General features: G+C 64.4%; 19 protein-coding genes, 1 tRNA gene and 1 pseudogene. 14 read left to right on the top strand and 7 right to left on the bottom strand.

Translation table 11 applies throughout. The annotated features are described in order from the left end of the window. Positions 1-73: 73 nt before the first annotated feature. Positions 74-1,591: a hypothetical protein gene (locus AC1DQQ_RS19095; protein ID WP_478046377.1), complete on the top strand. Its 1,518-nt coding sequence runs from the start codon at positions 74-76 to the stop codon at positions 1,589-1,591. A 9-nt stretch (positions 1,592-1,600) separates the two neighbouring features. Here AC1DQQ_RS19095 and hmgA read toward each other — a convergent pair whose 3' ends face one another. Then, positions 1,601-2,884 (bottom strand): homogentisate 1,2-dioxygenase, encoded by a 1,284-nt coding sequence (gene hmgA / locus AC1DQQ_RS19100; RefSeq protein WP_478046379.1) that lies wholly within the window; start codon positions 2,882-2,884, stop codon positions 1,601-1,603. A 219-nt stretch (positions 2,885-3,103) separates the two neighbouring features. Then, positions 3,104-4,168, bottom strand: a complete 1,065-nt coding sequence (gene hppD, locus AC1DQQ_RS19105) for a 4-hydroxyphenylpyruvate dioxygenase (protein ID WP_478046380.1) — start codon at positions 4,166-4,168, stop codon at positions 3,104-3,106. Between the two features lie 203 nt (positions 4,169-4,371). Here hppD and AC1DQQ_RS19110 point away from each other — a divergent pair, with 203 nt between their 5' ends. The 4 genes from AC1DQQ_RS19110 (at position 4,372) to AC1DQQ_RS19125 (ending at position 13,006) form a co-directional block, all read left to right on the top strand. Beyond that, on the top strand, positions 4,372-4,833 hold the full coding sequence (locus AC1DQQ_RS19110) for a MarR family winged helix-turn-helix transcriptional regulator (protein WP_478046381.1): 462 nt from the start codon (positions 4,372-4,374) through the stop codon (positions 4,831-4,833). Positions 4,834-4,907: 74 nt separating this feature from the next. After that, complete coding sequence (locus tag AC1DQQ_RS19115) at positions 4,908-7,121, top strand: autotransporter assembly complex protein TamA (protein WP_478046382.1); 2,214 nt, start codon at positions 4,908-4,910, stop codon at positions 7,119-7,121. Further along, complete coding sequence (locus tag AC1DQQ_RS19120) at positions 7,121-11,329, top strand: translocation/assembly module TamB domain-containing protein (RefSeq protein WP_478046383.1); 4,209 nt, start codon at positions 7,121-7,123, stop codon at positions 11,327-11,329. Before AC1DQQ_RS19115 ends, AC1DQQ_RS19120 begins: the two co-directional genes overlap by 1 nt. Before the next feature lie 213 nt (positions 11,330-11,542). After that, entirely contained in the window at positions 11,543-13,006 is a 1,464-nt protein-coding gene (locus AC1DQQ_RS19125) for a flavin-containing monooxygenase (RefSeq protein WP_478046384.1), read from the top strand. 101 nt (positions 13,007-13,107) lie between these two features. Here AC1DQQ_RS19125 and rsmD read toward each other — a convergent pair. Both rsmD and AC1DQQ_RS19135 read right to left on the bottom strand, forming a co-directional pair. Next, a pseudogene (gene rsmD, locus AC1DQQ_RS19130) lies at positions 13,108-13,563 on the bottom strand (16S rRNA (guanine(966)-N(2))-methyltransferase RsmD); the annotation flags it as partial. Beyond that, positions 13,564-14,859 (bottom strand): pseudouridine synthase, encoded by a 1,296-nt coding sequence (locus AC1DQQ_RS19135; RefSeq protein ID WP_478046385.1) that lies wholly within the window; start codon positions 14,857-14,859, stop codon positions 13,564-13,566. 175 nt (positions 14,860-15,034) lie between these two features. On the opposite strand from AC1DQQ_RS19135, the gene AC1DQQ_RS19140 reads away from it, so the two are divergent. The 6 genes from AC1DQQ_RS19140 (at position 15,035) to AC1DQQ_RS19165 (ending at position 19,745) form a co-directional block, all read left to right on the top strand. Continuing rightward, positions 15,035-15,472 carry a response regulator gene (locus AC1DQQ_RS19140; protein WP_478031825.1) on the top strand — a complete coding sequence of 146 codons (438 nt, stop codon included), beginning with the start codon at positions 15,035-15,037 and terminating at the stop codon, positions 15,470-15,472. 31 nt (positions 15,473-15,503) lie between these two features. Next, entirely contained in the window at positions 15,504-16,118 is a 615-nt protein-coding gene (locus tag AC1DQQ_RS19145; RefSeq protein WP_478046386.1) for a hypothetical protein, read from the top strand. Between the two features lie 39 nt (positions 16,119-16,157). Next, entirely contained in the window at positions 16,158-17,645 is a 1,488-nt protein-coding gene (gene gatB, locus AC1DQQ_RS19150) for an Asp-tRNA(Asn)/Glu-tRNA(Gln) amidotransferase subunit GatB (protein ID WP_478046387.1), read from the top strand. A 160-nt stretch (positions 17,646-17,805) separates the two neighbouring features. Beyond that, entirely contained in the window at positions 17,806-18,333 is a 528-nt protein-coding gene (locus tag AC1DQQ_RS19155) for a hypothetical protein (protein WP_478046389.1), read from the top strand. Further along, positions 18,330-19,067: a hypothetical protein gene (locus tag AC1DQQ_RS19160; protein WP_478046390.1), complete on the top strand. Its 738-nt coding sequence runs from the start codon at positions 18,330-18,332 to the stop codon at positions 19,065-19,067. Before AC1DQQ_RS19155 ends, AC1DQQ_RS19160 begins: the two co-directional genes overlap by 4 nt. Before the next feature lie 24 nt (positions 19,068-19,091). Then, a complete protein-coding gene (locus tag AC1DQQ_RS19165) occupies positions 19,092-19,745 on the top strand; it encodes a peptidylprolyl isomerase (RefSeq protein WP_478046391.1) in 654 nt (217 codons plus the stop codon). Between the two features lie 9 nt (positions 19,746-19,754). Here AC1DQQ_RS19165 and AC1DQQ_RS19170 read toward each other — a convergent pair whose 3' ends face one another. The 3 genes from AC1DQQ_RS19170 to AC1DQQ_RS19180 form a co-directional block, all read right to left on the bottom strand. Then, positions 19,755-20,507 carry a hypothetical protein gene (locus AC1DQQ_RS19170; protein WP_478046392.1) on the bottom strand — a complete coding sequence of 251 codons (753 nt, stop codon included), beginning with the start codon at positions 20,505-20,507 and terminating at the stop codon, positions 19,755-19,757. A 248-nt stretch (positions 20,508-20,755) separates the two neighbouring features. Next, on the bottom strand, positions 20,756-21,421 hold the full coding sequence (locus AC1DQQ_RS19175; RefSeq protein WP_478046393.1) for a hypothetical protein: 666 nt from the start codon (positions 21,419-21,421) through the stop codon (positions 20,756-20,758). Positions 21,422-21,444: 23 nt separating this feature from the next. Further along, positions 21,445-22,056 carry a hypothetical protein gene (locus AC1DQQ_RS19180; RefSeq protein WP_478046394.1) on the bottom strand — a complete coding sequence of 204 codons (612 nt, stop codon included), beginning with the start codon at positions 22,054-22,056 and terminating at the stop codon, positions 21,445-21,447. 528 nt (positions 22,057-22,584) lie between these two features. Here AC1DQQ_RS19180 and AC1DQQ_RS19185 point away from each other — a divergent pair. From AC1DQQ_RS19185 to AC1DQQ_RS19195, 3 genes are all read left to right on the top strand, one after another. Continuing rightward, a tRNA-Leu gene (locus AC1DQQ_RS19185) sits at positions 22,585-22,669 on the top strand. A gap of 62 nt (positions 22,670-22,731) precedes the next feature. Continuing rightward, positions 22,732-24,390 (top strand): trigger factor, encoded by a 1,659-nt coding sequence (tig, locus tag AC1DQQ_RS19190; RefSeq protein WP_478046395.1) that lies wholly within the window; start codon positions 22,732-22,734, stop codon positions 24,388-24,390. 216 nt (positions 24,391-24,606) lie between these two features. Further along, positions 24,607-25,533: a glycosyltransferase family 2 protein gene (locus AC1DQQ_RS19195; RefSeq protein ID WP_478046396.1), complete on the top strand. Its 927-nt coding sequence runs from the start codon at positions 24,607-24,609 to the stop codon at positions 25,531-25,533. Positions 25,534-25,536: the final 3 nt, after the last annotated feature.

Below are 25,536 nucleotides of genomic sequence, written 5' to 3' on the forward strand. Positions count from 1 at the left end.
CGGGCCGCGCCCCTTCCTCGACCGCTATTGTTCGCCTATCGTGCGGAAACGGGGTAGTTTCTCGAGGGGGAAAATGCGCAGGCTGATCGTGATGATCGGGCTCATCCTGGCGATAATGTCGCCAGCGAGGGCGGAATGGCGGCACGCGCGAACCGATCATTTCATCCTGACAATCGACGACAGTGAAGAGAATGCGCGCGATTTCGCGGTGCGGCTGGAGCGGTTCGATGCGGCGCTGCGCCTGCTCTACGGCGTGCCCGACAACCCCGATCAGCATCTGCGCCCCGTCGCCATCTACGCGTTCAAGGAAGGCCTGTTCTTTGCTGCGTGCCGCTGTCCCGCCATGGCAGGCTTCTATTCGGCGCGGACCGACAGCTCGTTCATCATGACGCTCCACCTTCCCAACATCGATCGCAAGGCAAAGACGGGAGGGTGGAGTTCACAGGCGCTGCTGTTGCACGAATATACCCACCATTTCGTGTCGACGAATTTTCCGATCGCCTATCCTTATTGGTTCCAGGAAGGCTTCGCCGAATTCAATGCCAACACGTCATTCGAAAAGGACGGGTCGCTGATCATCGGCTATCCGGCCAATTACCGTGGCGACGGGTTGCTGAACGGTTCCAAACCGTCGCTGAAGCGGTTGTTTGATCCGAACCAGTACGGATACGGCGACAATCCCGATCTGATCTATGGGTATGGATGGCTACTGACCCATTATCTGATGCTCAAGCCGGAGCGTCGTGGCCAGCTTGCCGCCTATCTCTCGGCAATGAACGCAGGCGTGCCGAGCCTCAAGGCCGCGCAACAGGCGTTCGGCGATCTGGCGGCGCTCGACAAAGAACTCAGCGGCTATCGACGAAGTCTGCTTCTGGCGCCGCTTCGGGTCCCGCCGGGCAAACCGGTGTCCGCCGTCGTCACGACGCTGACTCCCGGGGAAGCGGCGATGCTGCCGGTCTATGCCGCGATGCGGACCGGTGGGACAAAATTGTATCGCATCGGTCTTGCTCAGAGCGCACAAGGCATCGCTAAGCGTTATCCGGACGACGCGGTGGTCGCGGCACAGCTTGCCGAGATCGAGACGGTGGCGAGGCGTTTCGACAAGGCCGACGCGGCGGCCGACAAGGCACTGGCGGTCGATCCCAATTCGGTATTGGCGCTCCTCCAGAAGGGAAGCGTTGGGATCGCCCGGGCACACGAAGCGAAGGCCAGCGATCCTGCTGTGTGGACGGCAGCCCGTGCCTGGTTTCTCAAGGCGAACCGCGCCGATCCCAATCAGGTCATGCCGCTATATCTCTATTATATGAGCTTCGTCAGCGCCAAGACCAAGCCCAGCCCGGGCGCGATCAAAGGCCTGATGCGCGCCGCCGTTCTGGCGCCGGAGAGCGACGATGTCCGCATGGCGCTCGCCAAGCAATTCCTGCTGGACGGCGACGCGGCCACTGCGCGCGCCTTGCTCCAGCCAATTGCCTTCACCCCGCACAGCCTGCGCGCCAAAAACATTCCGCTTGATGCTCTGCACTTGATCGATGCCGGCAAGGCGGAGGAGGCCAAGGCCCTTCTGACCAAAGGCGACGAAGACGACGATTGATCGTTAGCGCTAGGGCAATTCCGCCTTGGGGAATCCCGACCAGACCTGATCGTAATCCTCGTCGAGCGCGCTCGTTTCCAACGCATAGTCAGTGCAATGGAACACCCAGCGGCTCTCGATCATGAAGGCCATCGTGCCGTCGATCTTGTGCGGCTTGAGCTCGGCCTCGCTCGCACCTTTCCACGAGGCGAGGTCGGGGCCATGGCCCGACATCTGGTTGTGGAGCGACATCGCGCCGGGGCGGAAGCCGTCGGCCTTGGCGTCATAGGCGCCGTAGAGCAGGCCCATACATTCGCTCATCGTGTTGCGGTGGAACCAGGGCGGGCGGAACGTGTCCTCGGCGACCATCCAACGCGGCGGGAAGATGACGAAATCGGCATTGGCGGTGCCGGGCACGTCGCTGGGCGAGGTCAGCACGGTGAAGATCGACGGGTCCGGATGGTCGAAGCTGACCGTGTTGATCGTGTTAAAATGCTTCAAATCGTAGCGATAGGGCGCGTAATTGCCGTGCCAGGCGACGACGTCGAGCGGGCTGCGGCCGAGCTCGGTCTGCCATAGCGCGCCCTCGAATTTCTGGATCAGCGCGAAATCACCTTCGCGATCTTCGAACCAGGCGACCGGGGTCTCGAAATCGCGGGGATTGGCGAGGCCGTTCGATCCGATCGGGCCGAGGTCGGGCAAGCGGAACGGCTGGCCGTGATTTTCGGCGACATAACCGCGCGCGGGTCCGTCGGGCAGTTCGACGCGGAAGCGCACGCCGCGCGGGATCACCGCAACCTGGCCCGGCGCGAGGTCGATCCGGCCCATTTCGGTCAGCAGGAGCAGCGCACCTTGCTCGGGCAGGATCAACAGCTCGCCATCGGCCGAGGCGAAGGCGCGGTCGGTCATGTCGCGCGTGGCGTGATAGAGATGCATCGCCACCCCCGCTTGGGTGCGCGGGCCGTCGCCGGCGACGACCATCGTCGTCAGACTGTCGAGCCAGTCGGCGTCGGTCGCTTCTTCGAGCGGCCGCCAGCGCAAGCGGTTGGGAGCGAGGGGGGATTTCGACAGGCCGGGGGCGAAGCGCTTGGCGCCCTGGTAGCGGACGAAGGCAGGGTGCGCGGCCGAAGGGCGCAAGCGGTAGAGCCAGGTGCGACGGTTTTCGTGACGCGGTGCGGTGAACGCTGTGCCTGAGAGTTGCTCGGTGTACAGGCCGAAAGCGGGCTTTTGCGGCGAATTGCGACCGACGGGTAATGCGCCGGGGATCGCCTCGGTCGCGAAATGGTTGCCGAAGCCGGTTTGGTAGTTTGTCATCACCATCTCCTCCCTCGCCCCTCGGGACGAGGGGAGAGGGTTGCGCAGACTTGGGTCGCGCTGTCGCGCGGCCCTAGTCGGAGCTGGGAGAGGGGTGTGCCGAGCGCAGCTCGGCGCGAGCCTGCGGCTCGCTCAACCCCTCTCCCAACCTACGCTAGGCAGCAAGCTGCCAAGCTTCGGTATCCCTCTCCCCTTTCCAGGGGCGAGGGCGTTAAAGTGTCAAGCCTCCGCCTTCGCCGGCACGACGCCGCGGCGGATCTGGTCGAGTTCGATGCTCTCGAACAGCGCCTTGAAATTGCCTTCGCCGAAGCCGTCATTGCCCTTGCGCTGGATGATCTCGAAGAAGATCGGACCGACCATATTCTCGGTGAAGATCTGCAGCAGCAGACCGCCGCCGGTCTCCGGCGATCCGTCGATCAGGATGTGGCGCTTGCGCATCTCGGCGACGTCATGGCCATGGCCGGGCAGGCGCTTGTCGATCAGGTCGAAATAGGTGTCGGGCGCGGTCTGGAACCGGATGCCGTTGGCGCGCAGCTGGTCGATCGTCGAGAAGATGTCGTCGGTCGCCAGCGCCAGATGCTGGATGCCTTCGCCTTTATAATCCTTGATGAATTCCTCGATCTGCGAATGCTCGTCCTGGCTTTCGTTCAAGGGAATGCGGATCTTGTCGTCGGGCGCGGTCATCGCCTTGGAGAACAGGCCAGTCGACTGACCCTCGATGTCGAAATAGCGGATCTGGCGGAAGTTGAAGATCCGCTCGTAATAATTCGCCCAATAATCCATCCGCCCGCGGTTGAGATTGTGGGTCAGGTGATCGAGCGTGTGCAGCCCGACCGAATGATCGTCGACGCCTGCACCGGTCGGCACGAAGTCGGTCTCGTAGATCTTCGACTTGGCATCGACGAGATAGAGGTTGGCGCCGCCGATGCCCTCAATCGCTGGGATGTCGAGTTCGCCCGGGCCGTGTTCGCCCTTCACTTCGGTCGCACCGCGTTCGAGCGCGAGGTCGCGCGCCTTTTCGCCGTCGGCGACGCGGAACGCCATCGCATTGGCGCTCGGGCCGTGCACGTTGCGGAAGCCAGCGACCTGGCCGGCATCGTCCATGTTGAGCAGGAAGTTGATGTCGCCCTGGGCATAGCGGCGCACATTCTTCGACTTGTGCGTGCCGACATGGGTGAAGCCCATTTTCTCGAACAGATCGGCCATCTTTTCCGGGTCGGGCGAGGTGAATTCGACGAATTCGAACCCGTCCAGGCCCATCGGATTGTCGTGCGCGTCGGTCATTGGAACATGCTCCAGGGGGAAAAGTCGTTTCAGATGAAACTATATAGGCATTTTGCTTGCAGGTCAAAGCTAGCCAAAGCCCGTCATGCCGGACTTGTTCCGGCATCCAACGTGCAACAACGAACGAATTCCGCTGGGAAGGTTGGACCCCGGAACAAGTCCGGGGTGACGAATGAGAAGGGTCACGCTAGCGTCACAAAGCAATGGCCGATTTGAAGCTCGATCAGTTCCTTCCGTACCGGCTCTCGGTCGTGTCCAACCGCGTGTCGGCGGCGATCGCGACCGCTTATGACCGGCTGTTCGGGCTGCGCATCCCCGAATGGCGCCTGATCGCTGTTATTGCGGAAGGGCCGGGGATCACGCAGCAGGCGCTGGGTGTGGCGACGCGGATGGACAAGGTGACGGTGAGCCGGGCAGCGCAGGCTTTGGTCGAGCGCGGGCTGGTCGCGCGCGCGCCGAACGAAGGCGACCGGCGATCGCACTTGCTCGCGCTGACCGCCACCGGCCGGCTGCTCTACGAGCAGGTCGCGCCCAAGGCGCTCGAGCTCGAGGCCAAGCTGCTCGAGCAGCTCGACGCCGGCGAACGTCTTGCCTTGTCGGCGATGCTCGATCGCATCGAGGCGGCGGCCAGCGAAGTCGCGCCCGAGGGCGTCGGGGCGGATTGAGCGTGAACCGATCGGGCTGTGGCGCGTTGGCAGGCGCGAAGGGGGCGAAGGACGATCCCCGAAAAGGGGCCGTCGTGTCGCGTCTTGTATCGCATTGTTGTCTGGCTATCGCGGCGTGCGCCGTTGTTCCCGGAGCGTTGGTCGCGCAACAGACCAACCCGCCGGCGCGCACCGACAGCAGCGCGCCGGCCGACCCTTCGAGCCAGGATCAAGCGCGGCAATCGGGCGAGCCCAAGCCGGTGCCGACCCCGACCAGCGATCCGCTTGGCGACAAGCCGATCGTGCCCGACGACCAGTTCGACAAGTCGCTGCCGCCTTTGTCGAACGACATCAACGCGCCGCTCGAGCCGATCCCGCAGGAAGCGCCGTTCACCCCGCAGACCGCGGACAAGGCGCCGCCCAGCGTCACGCCGCCGGCGCCGGCTCCAGACGTGCCGCCGGGAACGCTGCCGCCGGCACCCGAGCCCGCGCCCGAACTCGCCGCGCCGCTGCCGACGCTCGACAGCTACAATACGACGCCGGTGACCGAAGTCGCCGACGTGCCGGGCGGCAAGAGTGCGGAGATACGGTACGACACGGTCGTCAACGGACTCGGCGACCTCGGCCTCGACAGCGACTTCAAGACCTTCTCGTCATTGAAAAAGGGCGACGGCAAGGCGGCCAACGCGGCGATGGTGGCAGCGCGCGGACGCGAGGATGAGGCATTGGCGGTCCGGCTGATGCATTCGCGCGGTTATTACGACGCGACGGCGCTCTCCTCAGTCGAGAGCATCCCCAACCAGCCCGGCCGCGTCCGCGTGGTGATCAACGCGGTGCCGGGCAAGCAATACACGTTCGCGTCGATCAATGTGGATTCGCAGCCGGTGGTGCCGGGCGACCTGATCACCAGAAACCTGCCGCTCAAGGTCGGCGAGCCGATCGATGCGGTCCGCGTGCAGGGCGCCGAGGCCAATGTCACGCTGGAGATGGGACGTAACGGCTATCCGTTCGTGCATCTGGGCACACGCGACATCCTGCTCGATGACGCCGCCTTTACCGGGGATTATACCTTGCCGGTCGACACCGGACCGCGGTCGAGTTTCGGCGATGTCAGCACGAGCGGGCGGCTTGCCTTCGGGCCCGATCACATCCGCCTCCTGCGCCGCTTCAAGCCGGGCCAGCTCTACGACACCGAAAAGGTCGACGATCTCAGGAAAGCGCTGGTCGCGACGGGGCTGTTCTCCACCGTGACGGTCGAGCCGGTCGATACCGGCAAGACCGCCCCCGACGGTACCCGGATCGTCGACCTGGCGGTGACCCAGCGGGTCGGCCGGACGCGGTCGATCGCGGCGACCGGAGGCTACAGCACGGGCGAGGGGATCAAGGTCGAAGGCACCTTCACCGCGCGCAATGCTTTCCCGCCCGAAGGCGCGTTCATCGTCGGCGCGGTCGCCGGCACGCAGGAACAGAGCGGGACGGTCACTTTCCGTCGCTCGAACTGGAATCAGCGCGATCGCACGCTGTCGTTCGGGCTCAGCGCGGGGCATAACAATTACGACGCCTTCGACGCCGCGACCCTGTCGCTGTTCGGCCGCGTCTCGTACGATTCGACGCCGATCTGGCAGAAGCGGATCACGTATGGCTATGGCTTCGAGCTGACCGGGACCAACGAGAGCGTCTATAATTTCAATGCCGGCAAGCGCCAACGCGGCACCTATTTCATCGCCGCGCTGCCGCTCAACATTCAGTGGGACACGTCGGACGATCTGCTCAATCCGACCAAGGGCTATCGCCTGAAACTGACGCTCAGCCCGGAAACGTCGGTGCGTGGGCCGATCCGTCCCTATGCCCGCACCCAGATCGACGCGAGCGTCTATTATCCGGTGACGAGCAGCATCGTGATCGCCGGCCGCGGGCGAGTCGGATCGATCCTGGGTATTGCCCGCGATGACCTCGCGCCGTCGCGGCGTTATTATGGCGGCGGTGGTGGGTCGGTGCGCGGCTATGGCTATCAGCGGCTGGGGCCGTTCGATCCCAATGGCGATCCGGTCGGCGGGCGCAGCGTCAACGAATTCGCGCTGGAGGCGCGCTATCGGTTCGGCAATTACGGCATCGTGCCGTTCATCGATGCCGGCAATTCCTACGCCAGCTCGATGCCCAAATTCACCGACTGGAAATTCGGCGCGGGCATTGGCGGGCGCTTCTATACCAATTTCGGGCCGATCCGCGTCGACGTCGCGACCCCGCTCAACAAGCGCAAGGGTGACTCGCGGATCGCGCTCTACATCTCGATCGGCCAGGCCTTCTGATGGTCGACGAGACGCCCCCGGTCGAGACTCCCGAGAACGATGTCGTCGTGGTGAAGCGGCCTTGGTGGCTGCAACTCGCACGCGGCGTGGTCATTTTCTGCGTCGCGATCCTGGCGTTGCTCGCGATGGTCTATTTCGGGCTCGATACCGCGCCCGGCCACCGCTTCATCGTCTCGCGGCTGGAAGGCTACAAGACCGAGACCGGGCTCAACATCAAGGTCGGGCGGATTCGCGGCTCGATCTACGGCAAGATGGAATTGCTCGACCTCAGGGTCAGCGATCCCCAGGGCATTTTCCTGACCGCGCCGACCGCGACGATCGACTGGAATCCGTTCCAGTTCCTGTGGAACCATATCGACGTCAATTCGATGGCGGCGCCGACCGTGGTAATGCACCGTTCGCCGTCGTTGCTGCCCAGCGCGCCCAACACGCCGATCCTCCCCGATATCGACATCGACATCGGCAGCCTGAAGGTCGACCGGCTGTGGCTAAAGGCGCCGGTAACCGGACAGCAGCATATCATCCGGCTCGACGGCGTCGCGCATATCGCCGACCGCCGCGCGCAGCTGATCGCCAATGCCGACGCGGTACGCGGGCCGGGAATTGCCGGTGGCGATCGGTTGCGGCTGGTGCTCGACGCCCAGCCCGACGCGAACAAGTTGGGCATTCGCGTCAGGTTCGACGCACCCGCCGACGGCGTCGCCGCGAGCATGACCGGCGTCAAGGCGCCGATGGCGATCCGGATCGGCGGCGCCGGCGACTGGAAATCGTGGAAAGGGAAGGGCGTCGCCGCGCTCAACGGCCAGTCGCTCGCCGATCTCGATCTCGGCGCGCAGAACGGCACCTTCACGATCAAGGGCGTGACTCATCCCGGCCTGTACCTGAAAGGGCCGGTCGAGCGCCTGACCGCGCCTGGGCTGAACGTCGACATCGTCTCGACCCTGGAGAAGCGCAAGGCGACGACGCGGATGACGCTCAAGTCGGACGCGCTGGCAGTGGCCGCGAGCGGACTGCTCGATCTCGGCGAGAACAAGTTCGGCAATTTCGTGATCGACGCGCGGTTGCTCACACCCGGTGCGATGCTGCCCAATCTGTCCGGGCGCGACGTGATGACGCATTGGACGCTCGACGGGCCGTTCGCGACCCCGACCATCGGCTACAATCTCAGCGCCGCGGCGATCGCGTTCAGCGGGACCGGCCTGGAAGGGCTGACCGCCTCGGGCAAGGCGACGGTCGATGCCAAGCATGTCCTGATCCCGGTCAACGCGCGCGCCCGCCGCGTCACCGGATTGAATGCGGCTGCCGGCATGTTGCTGACCAATGTCACCGCGGTCGGCGACTTCGCTTATTCGAACGGCAAGCTTCTGTCCGACAATCTGAAGCTCAAATCCGACAAGATCGACGCCACCGCGATCGTCGTCGCCGATCTGCCGAGCGGGCACTATACCGGGGCACTGAAGGGGCGGGTCAACAATTATACGATCGACGGGATCGGCATTGTCGACCTGACCACTGACGCCAAATTGGTGTCGATGCCCAAGGGCGGATTCGGGATCAAAGGGCGGATCGCGGCCAGGACCCGGCGCATCTTCAATTCGGGCGCGGAAAGCTTCCTCGGCGGCCAGGCGATCGTCACCAGTGATATCGGCTACGGCACTGACGGGGTCTTCACTTTCTCCAACGTCAAGCTGGCTGCGCCGCGCCTCAGCATCTATCGCGGCTCGGGCAGCTATCGGCCCAATGGTCAGATCACCTTTGTCGGCGACGCGCATTCGAAGGATTACGGCCCGATCAATGCGCGCGTGACCGGGACCGCCGCCGCACCGGTGATCGTGATCCATGCGCCCCGTCCGGGCGTCGGCGTCGGCCTCGCCGGGCTCGAAGCCACGATCCGCGGCAAAGGCGATGGCTATGCCATCGTCGCCAAGGGTACGACCAATTACGGGCCGTTCGCCGCCAACGTGCTGGTGCGCAGCGGCAAGACGCTGGCGATCCAGGTCAACCAGGGCAGTACGTTCGCGGGCATGAACCTGACCGGTGCGCTGCAACAGACCGCGGCGGGACCGTTCGCGGGCAAGCTGCAATTCGCCGGATCGGGGATCAACGGCACCGCCACGCTCGGCGCGGAGGGCAAGGTGCAGCGCGCCGACATCGCCGCGCGCGCCTATAACGCGACGATCCCGGGCAATGAGGATTTCACCATTGGTCGCGCGATCGTCAGCGCCAGCGTGGTGCTCTACCCGAACGCGCCGCGCGTGCTGGCCGACATCCAGGTCGGCAACATGCGCTATGGCGCGACGGTGTTCCAGGCGGCACGCGCCAAGATCGATTATTCGAACGGCAGCGGTACTGCCCAGGCAGTGCTGGCGGGGTCGTCGGGCGTTCCGTTCAGCATGGGCATCAATGCCCGGCTCCAGCCCAAATTGTGGCTGGTGGCGGTATCGGGCAAGGCCAACGGGATCGGCTTCCGCACGCCGCGCGCGGCGCAGATCGAGCCGCTGAACGGCGAATACCGCCTGCTCCCGAGCCAGCTCGATTTCGACAAGGGCAGCGCCCGGATCGCCGGCTCCTATGGCAAGGGGCTGTCGATGCAGGCGCGGCTCGACAAGCTCGACCTGTCGGTGGCCAATGCACTGTTCCCCGATCTCGGCATCGACGGCAGCGCGACCGGCAGCGTGGATTACGTCCAGCCGGCGGGCGCGAACGTGCCCAATATCGATACGCGTCTGACGATCACGAACTTCACGCGATCGAGCGCGGTGATCGTCTCCGAGCCGGTCGATATCCAGGTAGTCGGCCGGCTGACCGAGGCGGGCGGGGATATGCGCGCGCTCGTCAAGCGCGGGGTGACGACGGTCGGCCGCTTGCAGGCGCGGCTGGCGCCATTGGGCGGCGGCGCGAGCTGGATGGACCGGCTCTATGCCGCGCCGCTGTCGGGTGGGATCCGCTATAACGGGCCGTCCGGCGTGCTGTTCTCGCTCTCTGGCCTGGCGGGCCAGCAGGTCGCCGGCGGGGTGGTCGTCGCGGCGGATTTCTCCGGCCGGTTGGGATCGCCGCAGCTCAACGGCATCGTGCGCGGCGACAATTTGACCTATATCAACTCGAATTACGGCACCAAGCTGACGCAGATGAAGCTCGCGGGCCGCTTCACCAACGACCGGTTCGACATCAGCCAGTTGAACGCGAAAGCGGGCGACGGCACGGTCGAGGCGAGCGGCTGGGTCGGCCTGTCGGCCGACCAGAATTTCCCGATGAGCCWGACGGCGAAACTCAACAGGGCCACGCTGGCGAGCGGGGATTCGCTGGGGGCAACCGCCACCGGCACGCTGACCGTGACCAACGGCAGGGACGGCGGACTGGTCAAGGGCGACTTGACCATTCCCAACGCCCGCTATCAGGTGGTCTATCAGGGACAGGCCGAAGTCGAGGAACTCAAGGGCATCCGCCGCAAGAGCGACCCGCCGCGGCCGCACATCGCGCCCAAGCCGCCGAGCAATTTCGCGCTCGATATCCGCATCCGCGCCAACGACCAGGTCTTCGTCGAGGGCATGGGCCTCGAATCCGAATGGAGTCTGGCAATGCGTGTGTCCGGCACCGCGACGACGCCGAAGGTCAATGGCAGCGCGACGATCGTGCGCGGTACCTATAATTTCGCGGGCAAGCGGTTCGACATCAATCGCGGTAACGTCCGCTTCAGTGGCGGCGTGCTGTCCGATCCGACGCTCGACATCTCCGCCTCGACCACGACCAACGGCATCAACGCGATCATCAACATCACCGGCACCGGCCAGCGTCCGCAAGTGGCCTTCACCTCGTCGCCCGCCTTGCCGCAGGACGAAGTGCTGAGTCGTTTGCTGTTCGGATCGAGCCCGCAGAATCTGTCGGCGATCGAGGCGCTGCAGCTTGCCGCCGCGCTCAATTCGCTGCGTGGCGGGGGTGGGGGCCTCAATCCGCTCGGCAAGCTGCGTGGGGCGGCTGGCATCGACCGCCTGCGGATCCTGGGCGCGGACCAGGCCAGCGGCCGCGGCACGGCACTCGCGGCGGGCAAGTACATCACCGACAATATCTATGTGGAGATCATCACCGACGCGAAGGGCTTCACCGCGACCCAGCTGGAGATCGCGCTGACCAAGAGCCTCAGCATCCTGTCGCAGACGGGGTCGTTCAGCGGGACTGGCGCGAGCGTCAAATATCAGAAGGATTTCTGACGATTTCCCCAATCGCGAACGTCATGCCGGGCTTGTCCCGGCATCCACCGCGCAACAACACCCCATCTCGGTTTTGGAGAAGTGGACCCCGGCACAAGGCCGGGGTGACGACGGATTGAGGTGCGTCGGCCGCTTCTAACTGACACCCATGTAAACAGCCTCTTTGCAACCCGCACGGAATCGAATATCCGGTATGGCGGAGAGGTGAGACATATGGAGCATTTCGACGTCCTCGTCGTCGGGGCGGGCATTTCGGGCGTGGGTGCGGGTTATTATCTGCAATCGCAGAGCCCGGACCGCAGCTATGCGATCCTGGAGGGGCGGCCGCAGATGGGCGGGACCTGGGACCTGTTTCGCTATCCGGGCATCCGCTCGGATTCGGACATGTACACGCTGGGCTATTCGTTCAAACCGTGGACCGACGCCAAGGCGATCGCCGACGGACCCGCGATCCTGAAATACCTCAAGGAAACGGCGACCCAATACGGCATCGACAAGCACATCCGCTACAATCACCACGTCAAGAAGGCGTCCTGGTCGACCGAGGACGCGCGCTGGACGGTCGAAGCCGAAACCGCCGACGGGCCGGTCACGCTGACCTGCAATTTCCTCTTCATGTGCTCGGGTTATTACAATTACGCCAAGGGCCATTCGCCCGATTTCGCCGGCGTCGAGGATTTCAAGGGACGCATCGTCCATCCGCAATTCTGGCCGCAGGATCTCGATTATTCGGGCAAGAACGTGGTGGTGATCGGCTCGGGCGCGACCGCGGTGACGCTCGTTCCGGCCATGGCCGATCAGACCGAAAGCATCACCATGCTGCAGCGGTCGCCGACCTATATCGTCGCGCGGCCGGCCGAGGATAAGCTGGCCAATTGGCTGCGCACCAAGCTGCCCGGCAAATTGGCCTATGGGTTGGTGCGCTGGCGCAACGTGCTGTTCGGTCTGTTCTTCTTCAATCAGGCGCGGAAATATCCGGCCAAGGCGAAGGAGCGGATCATCGACATGGTCCGCGCCGAATTGCCCGACCACGATATCGAGACGCATTTCACCCCGCGCTATAATCCGTGGGATCAGCGCCTCTGCCTGGTACCCGACGGCGACCTGTTCCGCGCGATCCGCGAGGGCAAGGCCGATGTCGTGACCGATACGATCGAGCGGTTCGTGCCGGAAGGAATCCTGCTCCAATCGGGCAAGACGCTGCCCGCCGACATTGTCGTCACCGCGACTGGGCTGGAACTGCAATTGCTGAGCGACGTCCAATTCTCCGTCGACGGCGAGGCCAAGGATCTGTCGCGGACGATCAATTACAAAGGCATGATGTATTCGGGCATCCCGAACATGGCGTCCTCGTTCGGCTATACCAATGCGTCCTGGACGCTGAAGGCCGATCTGACCTGTGCCTATGTCTGCCGCTTGCTCAACACGATGCGGAAGCGCGGGCTGCGCCAGGCGACGCCGCAGCCTTCAGCGCCGGTGGGGGAAGAGCCGTTCCTCGATTTCACCTCGGGCTATGTCCAGCGCTCGATCGACAAATTCCCGCGCCAGGGCGACCGCAAGCCGTGGCGGGTCCACCAGAATTACGTCCGCGATTTGATGGCGCTGAAGTTCGGGTCGGTCGACGACGAGATGAACTTCTCCAACCCGGTGCCGAAGCCGGTGAAGAAGGCGGCGTAGGAAATAGCCGTCGGAAGGACCTGTCGGAAGTAGCGATCGGAATTAGCCGTCGCCCCGGCGAAGGCCGGGGCCGCTTCGTGTCGCGCCATCGCCAGCGGCTTTTCGTTCTTCGCCGTTTCGATGCTGATCCAGGTCGCCGGGCCGACCCAGCCGAGCCGCGCCAATTTGTCGAGCGCCACTATGCCGGCCCCAGTGCCGTAAGGCGGATCCATCAGGATCAGGTCGAGCGGCGCACGCGCTGGCCCGAGCGCCATGACCGATTGCGCGCGGACATCGGCCTTGGCACCGAGCTTGGCGATATTGGTGCGCAGCGCGTCGAGCGCAGGCTTGTCCTGCTCGACGAACAGGCACGAGGCGGCACCGCGCGACAAAGCTTCGAGCCCCAACGCGCCCGAACCGGCGAACAGATCGGCGACGGCGAGGTCCTCGAAACTGCCGAGCCGGCTGGTGAGCATCGAGAACAAGGCTTCGCGCGTGCGGTCCGCGGTCGGGCGAGTCGCGTCACCCTTGGGTGCGACGAGCGGGCGGCCGCGCCACTGTCCGGCAATGATCCGCATCTAGCGCGGCTTTCGCGGCGGCCGCGTTCCGCCGCGGGGGGCGGAAGGGCCGCGCGAGCCCGCTGGGCCGGAGGGACGCGACGGCGCCGATGGGCGCCCAGAGCCACGCGAGGAAGTCGCACCAGCAGGGCGGGTCGGACGACCTGGACGCTCTGGCCGTTCGGCCGTGTCACGATCGCTGCGGTCGTTGCGAAAATTGCGCGAGCGATCGCTTCGCGCACCGGTCGAGCGGGTCGCCAGCGTTCCGTCGGCGCGCTGGCGCGGGCCCGCTTTGGGTTTGGGCGGGCGTTTGCCCGTCGCTGGCCGCGGCACGTCGTCGGGCGAGGAAGTGCGCGTGCTGCGGCCCCTGAACGGAGCCCGATCGGCCGCGTCGCGCGCGTGCTCCGAACGATGCGGGGCGTCTTGCTGCGGTCGCTGGTGCGTCGCCGAAGATGCCGGGCGAGCGGCGCGAGGCGCTGCCGTCTGCCAGCGTCGCTGCTCTGGCTCGTTGCGCGCGCGGGAAGTGCCCGCTGGTTTCGGCCGAGCGGCGTGTGATGCAGCTGCGGGCGAGGGGCTCGAAAGTTCGCTGACCTGTTTGCGTGCCGGTTGCGGCAGATCGAGTCGGGTCGGATCCTTGCGGAACGAATCGATATCGTGCGCGCGGACTTCGCCGATCGCCCCCATCGGCAGGTCGCCGAGCACGAACGGGCCGTAGCGCGTGCGGATCAACCGGCTGACTTCCAGGCCGAGATATTCGAGCACGCGCCGCACCTCGCGGTTCTTGCCCTCGGTCAGCTTGAGTTCGATCCAGAAGTTGGCGCCCGTGCGTCGCTCCATATTAGCGTCGATCGATCCGTAGCGGACGCCCTCGATCTCTACGCCGTGGATCAGATCCTCGAGTTGTGACTGGGCGACGGTGCCATAAGCGCGGGCACGATAGACCCGTTCGACGCCGGTCGCCGGCAGTTCGAGCTGACGCTTGAGTCCGCCATCGGTGGTCAGCAGCAACAGCCCCTCGGTCGCGAGGTCGAGCCGACCGACCGGGACCAGCCGCGGCAGTGCTTTGGGCAAGCGATCGTAGATCGTCGGGCGGCCTGCCGGATCGCGTTCGGTGACCAGCAGGCCCTTGGGCTTGTGATAGAGGAACAGCCGCGCGGCTTCCGCCTCACGCACCGGATTGCCGTCGACGGTGACGCCGGCGAGCGAGGTCAGGAGCGTCGCGGGCGTTTCGACGACGACGCCGTCGATCGCGATGCGGCCTTCGGCGATCATGCGTTCGACTTCGCGCCGCGAGGCGATTCCGGCACGCGCCAACATTTTTGCGATCCGCTGATCGTCGGGAGTCTTGGAGGGAGGCATGGTCGCGCCAATATACTGAATGGCTGGGGAGCGGGGGAAAATTTACACCCTACCCGTTGCCGGGCGTTAAGCCACGCACACGTAACGACGCGCTGACGAAACGATCTGCGCGCGACTGGGTTGAACGATCATGATGTTCGGACACGGAAAAAGAGTCATTACGCGCCTCCTCGTCTGCGAGGACGAGCCGTTGATCGCATTCGAGAACGAGCATGCGCTGATCGAGCATGGATTCGAGGTCGTCGCCACGGTTGACCGCATCGCCGACGCGATCGCGGTGCTGGCGTCCGGTGTCGATGTCCATCTCGTTCTTGTCGATATCACCCTGGCCGATGGCAGCGGGATCGAGGTTGCGCGGGCGGCACATGCCCGCGGCGTCGCGGTGGTCTTCGTCACCGGCGAATGCCCCGAAGGGGGTCGCGCCTTTGCCCGCGGCTGCCTCGCCAAACCCTATCGCCAGGCCGACCTGATCGCCGCGATCGCAGCGATCGACGGGCAGATCCAGGGGCGCCCGCGCCCACGCCGCCTGCCGCGCGGCTTCTCGCTGTTCGATCAGGAAGCCGCGGCGTAGCGATAAAGCCGCGAAGACAGGGGAGGGTACGATGGGCGGACTGATGCGGACGCTGGCCGGAATTGCTTTCCTGGCGGTCGCCACCGCCTCTCCCGCGAGTTCGCGTCCCGTAACCGACAGCAATATCGCCAGCGGCAATTATGGGGGAGACATGCTGATCGCCGTCGACCCGGCATCACATATCGTCCGCGGCTATTATCAATCGTCGACCGGCAATGGGCGATTCAACTGCATCTTCTATTTTTCCGGCAAGGTGAACGGCGCGATCCGCAGTTACTTTCCGGAGACTCCCGAAGAGGTGGTCATGGGAACGCTGTCCCGGGAAAGTGACGGGAGCCTCAGCGTCCGGCTGGCGACGGAGCATGGTGGCTGCTGGAACGTCCAGCATTTCGCCGACAAGGATCAGCCGGCGGAATTCACCCTCCAGACGGCCTATCCCTGGGTGGCGGTGGCCGTGATCAAGAGCGCCCGCGCCCATTTATACGATAGCCCGGCCAACGCAGTGCCGCGCAAAAGCTATGTCGTGAAAGGCGATGGCGTCGGCATCCGCGCCCAGCGGCCGGGTTGGCTCCAGGTCGATTTCCTCGGTGGCGGCAAGCCGGTTAGGGGCTGGATCAGGAGTTCGGACGTCTATCCGATGTCCTGAGCCTTGCGGCCCGCGTGTCGCTAAGGCTATTCGGCCGGCATGACCGAACCGCTCAGCACTGCCGCTCCCTCGACCTACCGCATCCATGGCGCCACCGGCGACTGGGAAGTGATCATCGGGCTCGAGGTCCACGCGCAGGTCACCTCGCAGGCCAAATTATTCTCCGGCGCGGCGACCGAATTCGGCGCCGAACCCAATACGCAAGTGTCGCTGGTCGACGCGGCGATGCCGGGCATGCTGCCCGTGCCCAATCGCGAATGCATCCGCCAGGCGGTGCGCACCGGCATGGCGATCGATGCCAAGATCAACAAATGGTCGCGGTTCGACCGCAAGAATTATTTCTACGCCGATCTGCCGCAGGGCTATCAGATCAGCCAGCTCTACCATCCGCTAGTTGGCGAGGGCGCGATCGAGATCGAGCTGGAAGGCGAGGCCGAGGCGACCAAAAAGATCGGCGTCGAGCGTATCCATGTCGAGCAGGATGCCGGCAAGCTGATGCACGACCAGCATCCGACGCGGTCGTATGTCGACCTCAACCGCTCGGGCGTCGCGCTGATGGAAATCGTCAGCAAGCCCGACATGCGCTCGCCGGCCGAAGCCGGGTCCTATCTGACCAAGCTGCGCTCCATCCTGCGCTATGTCGGATCGTGCGACGGCAATATGGATCAGGGCTCGATGCGCGCCGACGTCAACGTCTCGGTGCGCAAACCGGGTGACGAATTCGGCACGCGCACCGAGACCAAGAACGTCAACTCGATCCGCTTCGTGATGCAGGCGATCGAGCATGAGGCGTCGCGTCAGGTCGATGTGCTCGAATCGGGCGGCAAGATCGTCCAGGAAACGCGGCTGTTCAATCCCGACACCGGCACGACGCGGTCGATGCGGTCGAAGGAAGACGCCCACGATTACCGTTATTTCCCCGATCCCGATCTGCTGCCGCTCGAGTTGGACGACGCGTTCCTCGAAGCGTGCCGCGCGAGCCTGCCCGAGCTGCCCGGCGCCAAGCGCGCGCGGTACGAGGGGCAGGGGATCACGCCCTATCAGGCCAACGTGCTGACCGCCGAGGTCGAGATCGCGCGCTGGTTCGACACCTTGCTCGACCAGGGCGCCAAGCCCGTCGCGGCGGCAAACTGGGTGTCGTCCGAACTGTTCGGCGCGCTCAATCGGCTGGGCAAGGACATCACCGAATCGCCGGTCTCGCCCGGCCAAGCGGCCGAACTGCTCGCGCTGATCGGCGACGGCACGCTGTCGGGCACGCTCGCCAAGCAGGTGTTCGAGGTGATGCTCGAGACCGGCGACGCGCCGGGCAAGATCGTGGAGGAACGAGGGCTCAAGCAGACCAGCGACACCGGTGCGATCGAGGCGGTGATCGCCGACGTGCTGGCGAAGAATCCGAATCAGCTCGAGCAGTATCGCGGCGGCAAGGAGGCGCTGTTCGGCTTCTTCGTCGGCCAGACGATGAAGGCGATGCAGGGCAAGGCCAATCCGGGCGTGGTCAACGAGTTGCTGAAGAAGGCGCTTTCCTGAGCGACTAGATCACGGTCCGTCCCGCGTCGCCTGCCTATAGGATGCGGTCGCGCATCATCGCTGAGTACCCGCCTGAACGGTTGCCCGGTCGGTTGCGGCGCCATAGGATGGGCTTGGTTGTGGGGGTATTATGCGGTTTGCTGGTTCACTGGCGATCATCATGGCGACGGTCATCTCATCGCCTGTAATCGCGCAGGGCAAGATCGATCCCGCCACAATTGCTGTGCCTGATGTCAGCTTGCCCAAAGATAGAGCAGCGGCCGATGACCTCATCGCCAATGGGTGGAAATATCACTTTTTCCATAAGGATAGGGTCTCGTTCGAAACAGCGCGTGCCGACGTAGCTTTTTGTCATGGATACCTGCCGAAGGTACAGTTGTTGGCGTTGCCGGGCTATTCGTCCTTTCAGGGCGTCGCCAGGAAAACCAAGTCTTCGGGAAACCAGTCATTTGGGCTGGTCGGCGCCGCAATTGCTGACGTGATCGGCGGCGCGATCAACGATATGTTAGACCGCCGCGATCGCGTGTCGCGGATGCGCAGGTGCATGGAAACGCGCGGCTATACCCGCTTTCCGATGGCCAAGAAGCTGTGGGAAAGCTTCGACGGACGTGATCCGACGCGCGACGTGGCGATCCTGGCCAAGCTCGCTTCCGGCCCCAGACCCGACCTGCCGGTGCCGGCGAAATGATGTTGCGACACTTCTTGTGGTTGGTCGTCGTGCTGTTGTCCGTAGCCGCGCCAGCGGTCGCGGGTGATCGGGTGCGTATTTTCGTCACCTTGCCAGCCGGGCAGCCGATCACGATCAGACCTGATCGCGCCTATATCCTCTTCCGCACGCGCCGCGGCGCGGGCGAGCCATCGGCGCGACCAGTGCTGATGCGTGTGGTGCCGGCCGGGACGACCGAACAATCGCGCGCACCGAACGTACAGAATGTCGACGGAAAGCCGAGCGCGACGGGCGAGGGGGGAGACTTCTACCTCGTCGAGGTGCCGCCGGGTGACTACGTGCTCTACGGGATCACCAACAACAACTACATGACGGTCTGCAATTGCCTTGGAACGGTCGGTTTCTCCGCGCCCGCCGGCCGTATTGTCGATGTCGGCACATATCTGGCCGATCAGGCGAGCGGTAAGTCCAAGGTGCCCGAACTTGCCGCTGAGTCCGGGTTCGGTGCCAGCATCTACGGCAGCAATCTGTTTCTCGTCGCGACGTTGGTACCGGTGCGACCGGATTCGCCGATTATGCCTGGCGTAGATCCGACGGGCATCGTCACAGCCGATTTTCGCGTGATCGGTACATATCCCAACAATGGATCGTTCTATATCAATCGGCTCGCACCGATTCCGGGAGTGCTGGCTTATGGCCCGGACGGTCAGGTGATTGACGTGAAGCGAGGGGTGGAGGTGCCGGCATTCGAATAGGCACAGAGCTCGGAGAATTTGGTTATGATCTTGCGGCGATCGTTGTTTTTCGGCCTTGTCGCGCTGGTGACGTTTCCGGCGCTTGGGCAGACCTCGCCCCAGCCTGATCCTGGCTCGGGGCCAGTGCCCGCCATGGCGCCGCTGCCACGGGTCAGAATCGATACCACCGCCGGCAGCTTCACGGTCGAGGTCGAGACGGTGAAAGCACCCGTCACCGCCGCCAATTTCCTCCGCTATGTCGACCAGAAGAAGCTCGACGGCATCACTTTCTATCGCACCTGCAAGGTGGCCGATAAATTCGGCTTCGTGCAGTTCGGGACCAATGGCGATCCCAAGCGGACGCTACCGCCGATCAAGCACGAGCCGACCACGATCACCGGGCTGAAACATCTCAACGGCACGCTCTCGACCGCTCGGCTGGCGCCGGGATCGGCGCGCGGCGACTTCACGATCAGCGTTGGCGACCAGCCGTCGTTCGATGCCGATCCGACCAAGCCCGACGACGCGACCAAGACCAACCTCGGCTACGCCGCGTTCGGTCGCGTGGTCGATGGCATGGACGTGGTGCTCAAGATTTTCGACGCGCCGGTCGATCCCAACGCGACGGTGCGCGGGTCGTTCAAGGGGGAAGTGCCCGCGGCGCCGGTGAAGGTGCTCACCGCACGGCGCATCAAATAATCGGCGGGATCAGCCTACCGGCTGGACGTGGACGAGCCCGGTTTTCCAGATCAACACCGCGTCGGGCTGATCCGCGTCGCGCGCGATCAGCGTCCCGTAATAGCCGCCGGCGAAGGCCTTGGCGCTCTTCTTGTCGTCGAAGGCCGTAATCTGGGTCTGGCTGAACCCGAGCGCGAGGGGAATCAGCCGTTCGAACTGGCCGAACGCGGTCGTCAGCGCCGCCCTGGCCAGCTTGCCATTGTCCGCGGCCCATCTTTTGGCATTGTCACGCGCCTCGTAGGATGGCGCGCGCATTTGCGCGATGCTCATGATGTTCTGGCGATAGATCGCGACCGGTTGGCCGGCGGGCTTGCCGTCCTTGCCCAATTGCTGGCGCTCGATGCTCAACATGGCCAGCACGCGGATCTGAGTGAAATCGGGCGACAGGTCGTAACGGTAGCGGACGTAGGCGATCTGCGCGGCGGTATTCTGCGCCAGGAAATCAGCCTTGCTGATCGCGAAGACGTCGCTGCTGCCGATGATGTCGCGCGCCTGGAACCAATCGGGTTTCGCCAGCGCGGCCTTGGTCGTCGCCAGCGCCAGCGCATCGGTGTCGAAATCGCTCAGCGCCGCGCGCACCGGCACCGCATATCTCTCCGCCGCTGTCACTAGTCGCGCGGCGATCACGTCTTGATTGTTGTTCTCGATGCCGCGGATCCATCCCCAGCCACCGTACCATCCTGTGCCACCATAGGCGGAGCGAGCGACCGGATCGACGAACACGCTCGTTTCGATCTCGCGCTGATAGAGGTTCGAGAGAACCAGACGCCCGCCGGGGACAGCGCGGTCCGCTTCCGCCAGCGCCGGGGGCGCCTTGGCATCCGCGTCCTTCTTGGCCGCGACGGGAGTGCCAGCCGAAACCAGCGCTACGGCGATGCACAGGCCGATCAGCTTCTTAATCGGGGCCTCCCTTGTAAAGCCGCTGGCCGCCGCCGCTGTCCGAACGGCGGCGACCCCGGGGCGAACGTTGTTTATTTTGCCGGCGTGACGCCCTTGGCGAATTCGACGAAGTTCTTCGAGAATGCCGTACGCAGATCGGTTTCGGCCGCCTCGGTCTCGTCGGTGGTTTTGGGCGGGAAGGCCGACAGGCCGTTCCCGCCGCGGCCCTTGACCAGCGCCGCTTTGTCCTTGCCGGTTCGGAAGTCCTTGAAGATGAAGCGGTTGTTCAGCGAGCGGCCATAAATCGCCTTCTTCGTGTAGAAGTTCTGCGTGACGATCAGTTCGGCATAACAAGGGGCGGTCGACGAGCTCAGGCGAGTAGCGGCCTTGGTGGTGATGTTGCGGTCCGCAATCGCGGTTTCATAAACGATCTTCGACGGCGGCAGCTTCAGCTGCGCGGGCAGGTCGATGCCCTTGAGCGCCTGCACCTGAAGCCGCGGCCCGAGCGCTTCCTTCAGATATTCGGCTTCGCTGATGTTGCGGTTCTTGTTCTTCGCCGCGTCGGCGATCGCGCCGATCATGCCGAAGCCGGACAACCAGCCCGTAGTCATCGCCTTGCCTTCGAGGCTCGGGAAGACGTGCAATTCGCAGCCCGGTTCCGCGGCAGGAGCGGCAGCCGGCGTATCCTGCGCGGCGGCCGATACGCTCAGCGCAACAGTCATGGCAGCCGCGGCTGCGATCGAGAGAGATAGTTTCATTGGATGGACCCTCCTGTTTTTGGTCAATTAATCTTGGGTGCGAGCGCGGCCGGCTGGGCGCTGGCGGCGGCTGGAGCGGGTGCGGCAGCGGTCGGCACCACGGCACGGGCCGCGCTCGAATAGCTGATGTCCTCGCCGGTATGCGCCTTCAATTCGCGCCCTTTGGGAATGGTGCTGTTCTTGCCGGTGACCACGGCGCCCAAGATGCCGGCGGTGAAGACCACCGCGCCGGCCGCGCCACCGTTGTCCTTGCCTTCTTCGCGGTACCGGCCGTCAAGTTCGACCGATTTTCCGTTCAGGTCGAGTGTCCTGAGCGCTATGCCGAGCAAGCCGGCGCGGCCGAACCCGCCCTTCTTGCTGCTAAACGTGACCTCGCCGATGCCGGCCGTGCCCTTCGGAATGACCACGATTCCGCGATCGACGACGTCATACGCGACGACCACCTTGAAATGATCACCGACTTTGTTGACCGTCGATGACAGGTCGTCCGCCATCGCCACCACGATGGGTGTGCCGGCGGGAAGAACGAATGGAATTGGAACTGTAGTCGCCGTTTCCACGGCCTGACTGATGCCAATGGTCTGTGCGTTGACCGCAGCCATCGGCAAAATGGCGGCCAGAGCGGCCGCCAGCAACGATTTCCCCCCCACAACACGTCCCCACGCGTATATGCCCCGATACGCGCGACCTTATTCGCCGAATCGGTACGGCGCAATCCTTATGCTTTGTACTTGTTCGTTGTTATTGCGGATCGGCTGGCCCAGGAGTGATTTCACCGGGGGAGGGGATGTCTATATCGGGCGTGGGCGGAGAGACTTCGGGCGGTGGTGTCGAGGGCTGGCCCGGCTGGCTAGGTTCGGGAGGCGCTTCCGGAGGCGGCGTCTCGGGCGGGGGATTGGTGGCCATGATGGGTTTCCTTTCGTCCCATCAACGTCTCTGCAGCGCCTTCGGTTGCCGAGCGGCTCGCTATAGAGGCGTCCGTAATCGTGCGCGACGGGGAGATCGTCGGCCAGTGACGGTTCTGACGATAGCGGCGTGGCTGCAATCGCGCTAATAGGCGCCCGCAAATGGAACCTTTGACGCCTTTGTTATACCTCTGGCTGCCAAGCGGGTTGCTCCCGGTGCCGCAGTTGCTATAGACGCCGCCGACCGGCGGTCCTCTGGCGGGCGTGGCGGAACTGGTAGACGCGCTGGATTTAGGTTCCAGTATCGCAAGATGTGGGGGTTCGAGTCCCTTCGCCCGCACCAGTCCCCGCGCCTTTGGGGCGGGGTGGCCACCAAATGATTTTCCGGAAAGATGAAGGCCTGAAATGCAGACTGTCGAGACGTTGAACGARGGGCTCAAGCGCGCCTACACGCTGACGATCACCGCCAAGGAGATCGACGCCAAGGTCGACGCCGAGGTGAAGCGCGTGGCCCCGCAGGTCCGCATGCCCGGCTTCCGGCCCGGCAAGGTACCCGCCAATCTGGTCCGCAAGATGCACGGCGAGGCGCTGACCCAGGACGCGCTCAACGCAGCGATCCAGGAAGGCATCCAGACCCTGATCGGCAAGGAAAAACTGCGTCCCGCGATGCAGCCCTCGGTCAAGCTCGAGAACGACTATGAGAAGGGCAAGGATGCCGAGCTCAAGGTCGAACTCGAAATCCTGCCCGACGTGCCCACGCCCGCGATCGACGCGATCAAGCTCGATCGCCTGACCGTCCCGGCCGGCGAGGAAGAGATTCAGGCGCAGCTCGAGAAGTTCGCTGCGCAGCAGAAGAATTGGGACGACACCAAGGACAGCTACAAGGCCAAGCAGGGCGACCTCGTCACGCTCGATTTCGTCGGCAAGGACAAGAATGGCGTCGCGTTCGAAGGCGGCACCGGCACCGACATGGCGGTCGAGATCGGCTCCGGCCGGCTGATCCCCGGGTTCGAGGACCAGGTCGTCGGCGTCAAGGCGGGCGACGAGAAGACCATCAAGGTCACGTTCCCCGACGATTATCCCGCCGAGGAGCTGAAGGGCCAGCCGGCGACGTTCGACCTGACCGTCAAGTCGGTGAAGACCGCGGGCGAGACCAAGATCGACGACAGCCTGGCCAAGTCGCTCGGCCTCAACGATCTCGAGCAGCTCAAGGGTTTGCTCAAGGGCCAGATCGAGCAGGAGCTCAACGGCCTGACCCGCACCCACATGAAGCGCAAGCTGCTCGACCAGCTCGCTGCGGGCCATGATTTCCCGGTGCCGCCGTCGATGGTCGCCGCCGAGTTCGACCAGATCTGGGAGCAGCTCAAGCACGAAGCGACGCACGAGCCCGATCCCGAGGCGGCGCTGGCCGAGATGGAAGCCGAGCGGGAGGATTACCAGGCGATCGCCGAACGCCGCGTGCGCCTCGGCCTGCTGCTGTCGGAAATCGGCCAGGCCAACGGCATCGAGGTCACCAACCAGGAAATGAGCCGGCTGATCAGCCAGGCGGCGATGCAATATTCGCCGCAGGACCAGCAGCGCTTCGTCGAATATATCCGCAACGAGCCGATGGCCGCCGCCCAGCTGCGCGCTCCGCTCTATGAGGACAAGGTCGTCGACTTCCTGTTCTCGACCGCGGACGTCACCGACCGCGAAGTGACTCGCGCCCAGCTCGAGGAAGCGATCGAGTCGGAAGACGGTTTCGCGACCGGCACGCATCATCACGACCACGACAATCACAAGCCCAAAGCGAAGAAGGCCGCGGCCAAGAAGGCTCCCGCCGCCAAGGCGGATAAGGCCGACAAGGCTGATGCCGCCAAGGCCGAGGAGCCGGTGAAGAAGGCGGCGACCAAGAAGGCGCCGTCCAAGACCGATGAAAAGGTCGAGGCGCCCGCCGACGAGCTGAAGGCCGAGGAACCGGTCAAGAAGGCCGCGACCAAGAAGGCTCCGGCCGCCAAGGCGGAACCCGCCGAGGAAGCCCCCGCCAAGAAGCCGGCCGCGAAGAAGGCTCCGGCGAAGAAGTGACATTGTTATCCCTCTCCCCTTGTGGGAGAGGGTTGCGCAGACTTGGGTCGGCGAAGCCGGCCTTAGTCGAAGCTGGGTGAGGGATAGGCGGTCGCTCTCGCGACCGCGCGAAGCGGCGCTTCGCTTCCCCTCATCCAACTGCGACTAGCGAGCAAGCTCGCAAGTCTCCGTATCCTTCTCCCACAAGGGGAGAAGGTTTTGGGGGCGCCGGCCGGGATGACAGAACCACGTATCGCAGTCCTGCTGCCCTGCTATAATGAGGACGCCGCGATCGCCCAGACGGTGGCGGGGTTCCGCGCCGCGCTGCCAAGCGCGGCGATCTACGTCTACGACAACAATTCCAAGGATCGCACGATCGAGGTCGCACGCGCGGCTGGCGCCATCGTGCGATCCGAGCGCATGCAGGGCAAGGGCAATGTCGTCCGCCGCATGTTCGCCGATGTCGATGCCGACATCTATGTGATGGCCGATGGCGATGCGACCTATGATGCGGAGGCGGCACCACAGCTCGTCCGCCGGCTGATCGACGAGCAGCTCGACATGGTGGTCGGCAGCCGGGTGACCCAGCACGATGCCGCCTATCGCCGCGGCCACGTCATGGGCAACAAGCTGCTGACCGGCATGCTCGCCAAATTGTTCGGCCGGAGTTTCACTGATATTCTATCGGGTTACCGCGTATTCTCGCGACGGTTCGTGAAGAGTTTCCCGGTGCTGTCGGGCGGGTTCGAGATCGAGACCGAGATCAGCGTCCACGCGCTCGAACTGCGCATGCCGGTCGGCGAGGTCGAGACGCGCTATTTCGCGCGGCCCGAGGGATCGGCGTCGAAACTGTCGACCTATTCGGATGGCTTCCGCATCCTCAACACGATCGTCACTTTGTACCGGATCGAGCGGCCGTTGCTGTTCTTCGGCGCGATCGGCGGGCTGCTCGCGCTACTGGCGCTGGTGCTCGGCATCCCGCTGGCGATCACGTACTATCATACGCACCTGGTGCCGCGTCTGCCGACGGCGATTATGGCGACCGGGCTGATCATCCTCGCGGCATTGTGCTTCTTCGCGGGCCTAATCCTCGACACCGTGGTGCGTGGGCGGCGCGAGGTTAGGCGGCTGGCGTATTTGGGGCATCCGGCACCAGGTGGCTGAGTC

The sequence above is a fragment of the Sphingomonas sp. P4_G3 genome (genome assembly GCF_056401105.1).

What these genes read in the sequence shown, in the direction of transcription:
- AC1DQQ_RS19095 (WP_478046377.1), top strand. Translation starts at nt 74, where the DNA reads ATGCGCAGGCTGATCGTGATGATCGGGCTCATCCTGGCGATAATGTCG.
- hmgA (WP_478046379.1), bottom strand. Translation starts at nt 2,884, where the DNA reads ATGACAAACTACCAAACCGGCTTCGGCAACCATTTCGCGACCGAGGCG.
- hppD (WP_478046380.1), bottom strand. Translation starts at nt 4,168, where the DNA reads ATGACCGACGCGCACGACAATCCGATGGGCCTGGACGGGTTCGAATTC.
- AC1DQQ_RS19110 (WP_478046381.1), top strand. Translation starts at nt 4,372, where the DNA reads ATGGCCGATTTGAAGCTCGATCAGTTCCTTCCGTACCGGCTCTCGGTC.
- AC1DQQ_RS19125 (WP_478046384.1), top strand. Translation starts at nt 11,543, where the DNA reads ATGGAGCATTTCGACGTCCTCGTCGTCGGGGCGGGCATTTCGGGCGTG.
- AC1DQQ_RS19135 (WP_478046385.1), bottom strand. Translation starts at nt 14,859, where the DNA reads ATGTTGGCGCGTGCCGGAATCGCCTCGCGGCGCGAAGTCGAACGCATG.
- AC1DQQ_RS19140 (WP_478031825.1), top strand. Translation starts at nt 15,035, where the DNA reads ATGTTCGGACACGGAAAAAGAGTCATTACGCGCCTCCTCGTCTGCGAG.
- AC1DQQ_RS19145 (WP_478046386.1), top strand. Translation starts at nt 15,504, where the DNA reads ATGGGCGGACTGATGCGGACGCTGGCCGGAATTGCTTTCCTGGCGGTC.
- gatB (WP_478046387.1), top strand. Translation starts at nt 16,158, where the DNA reads ATGACCGAACCGCTCAGCACTGCCGCTCCCTCGACCTACCGCATCCAT.
- AC1DQQ_RS19155 (WP_478046389.1), top strand. Translation starts at nt 17,806, where the DNA reads ATGGCGACGGTCATCTCATCGCCTGTAATCGCGCAGGGCAAGATCGAT.
- AC1DQQ_RS19160 (WP_478046390.1), top strand. Translation starts at nt 18,330, where the DNA reads ATGATGTTGCGACACTTCTTGTGGTTGGTCGTCGTGCTGTTGTCCGTA.
- AC1DQQ_RS19165 (WP_478046391.1), top strand. Translation starts at nt 19,092, where the DNA reads ATGATCTTGCGGCGATCGTTGTTTTTCGGCCTTGTCGCGCTGGTGACG.
- AC1DQQ_RS19175 (WP_478046393.1), bottom strand. Translation starts at nt 21,421, where the DNA reads ATGAAACTATCTCTCTCGATCGCAGCCGCGGCTGCCATGACTGTTGCG.
- AC1DQQ_RS19195 (WP_478046396.1), top strand. Translation starts at nt 24,607, where the DNA reads ATGACAGAACCACGTATCGCAGTCCTGCTGCCCTGCTATAATGAGGAC.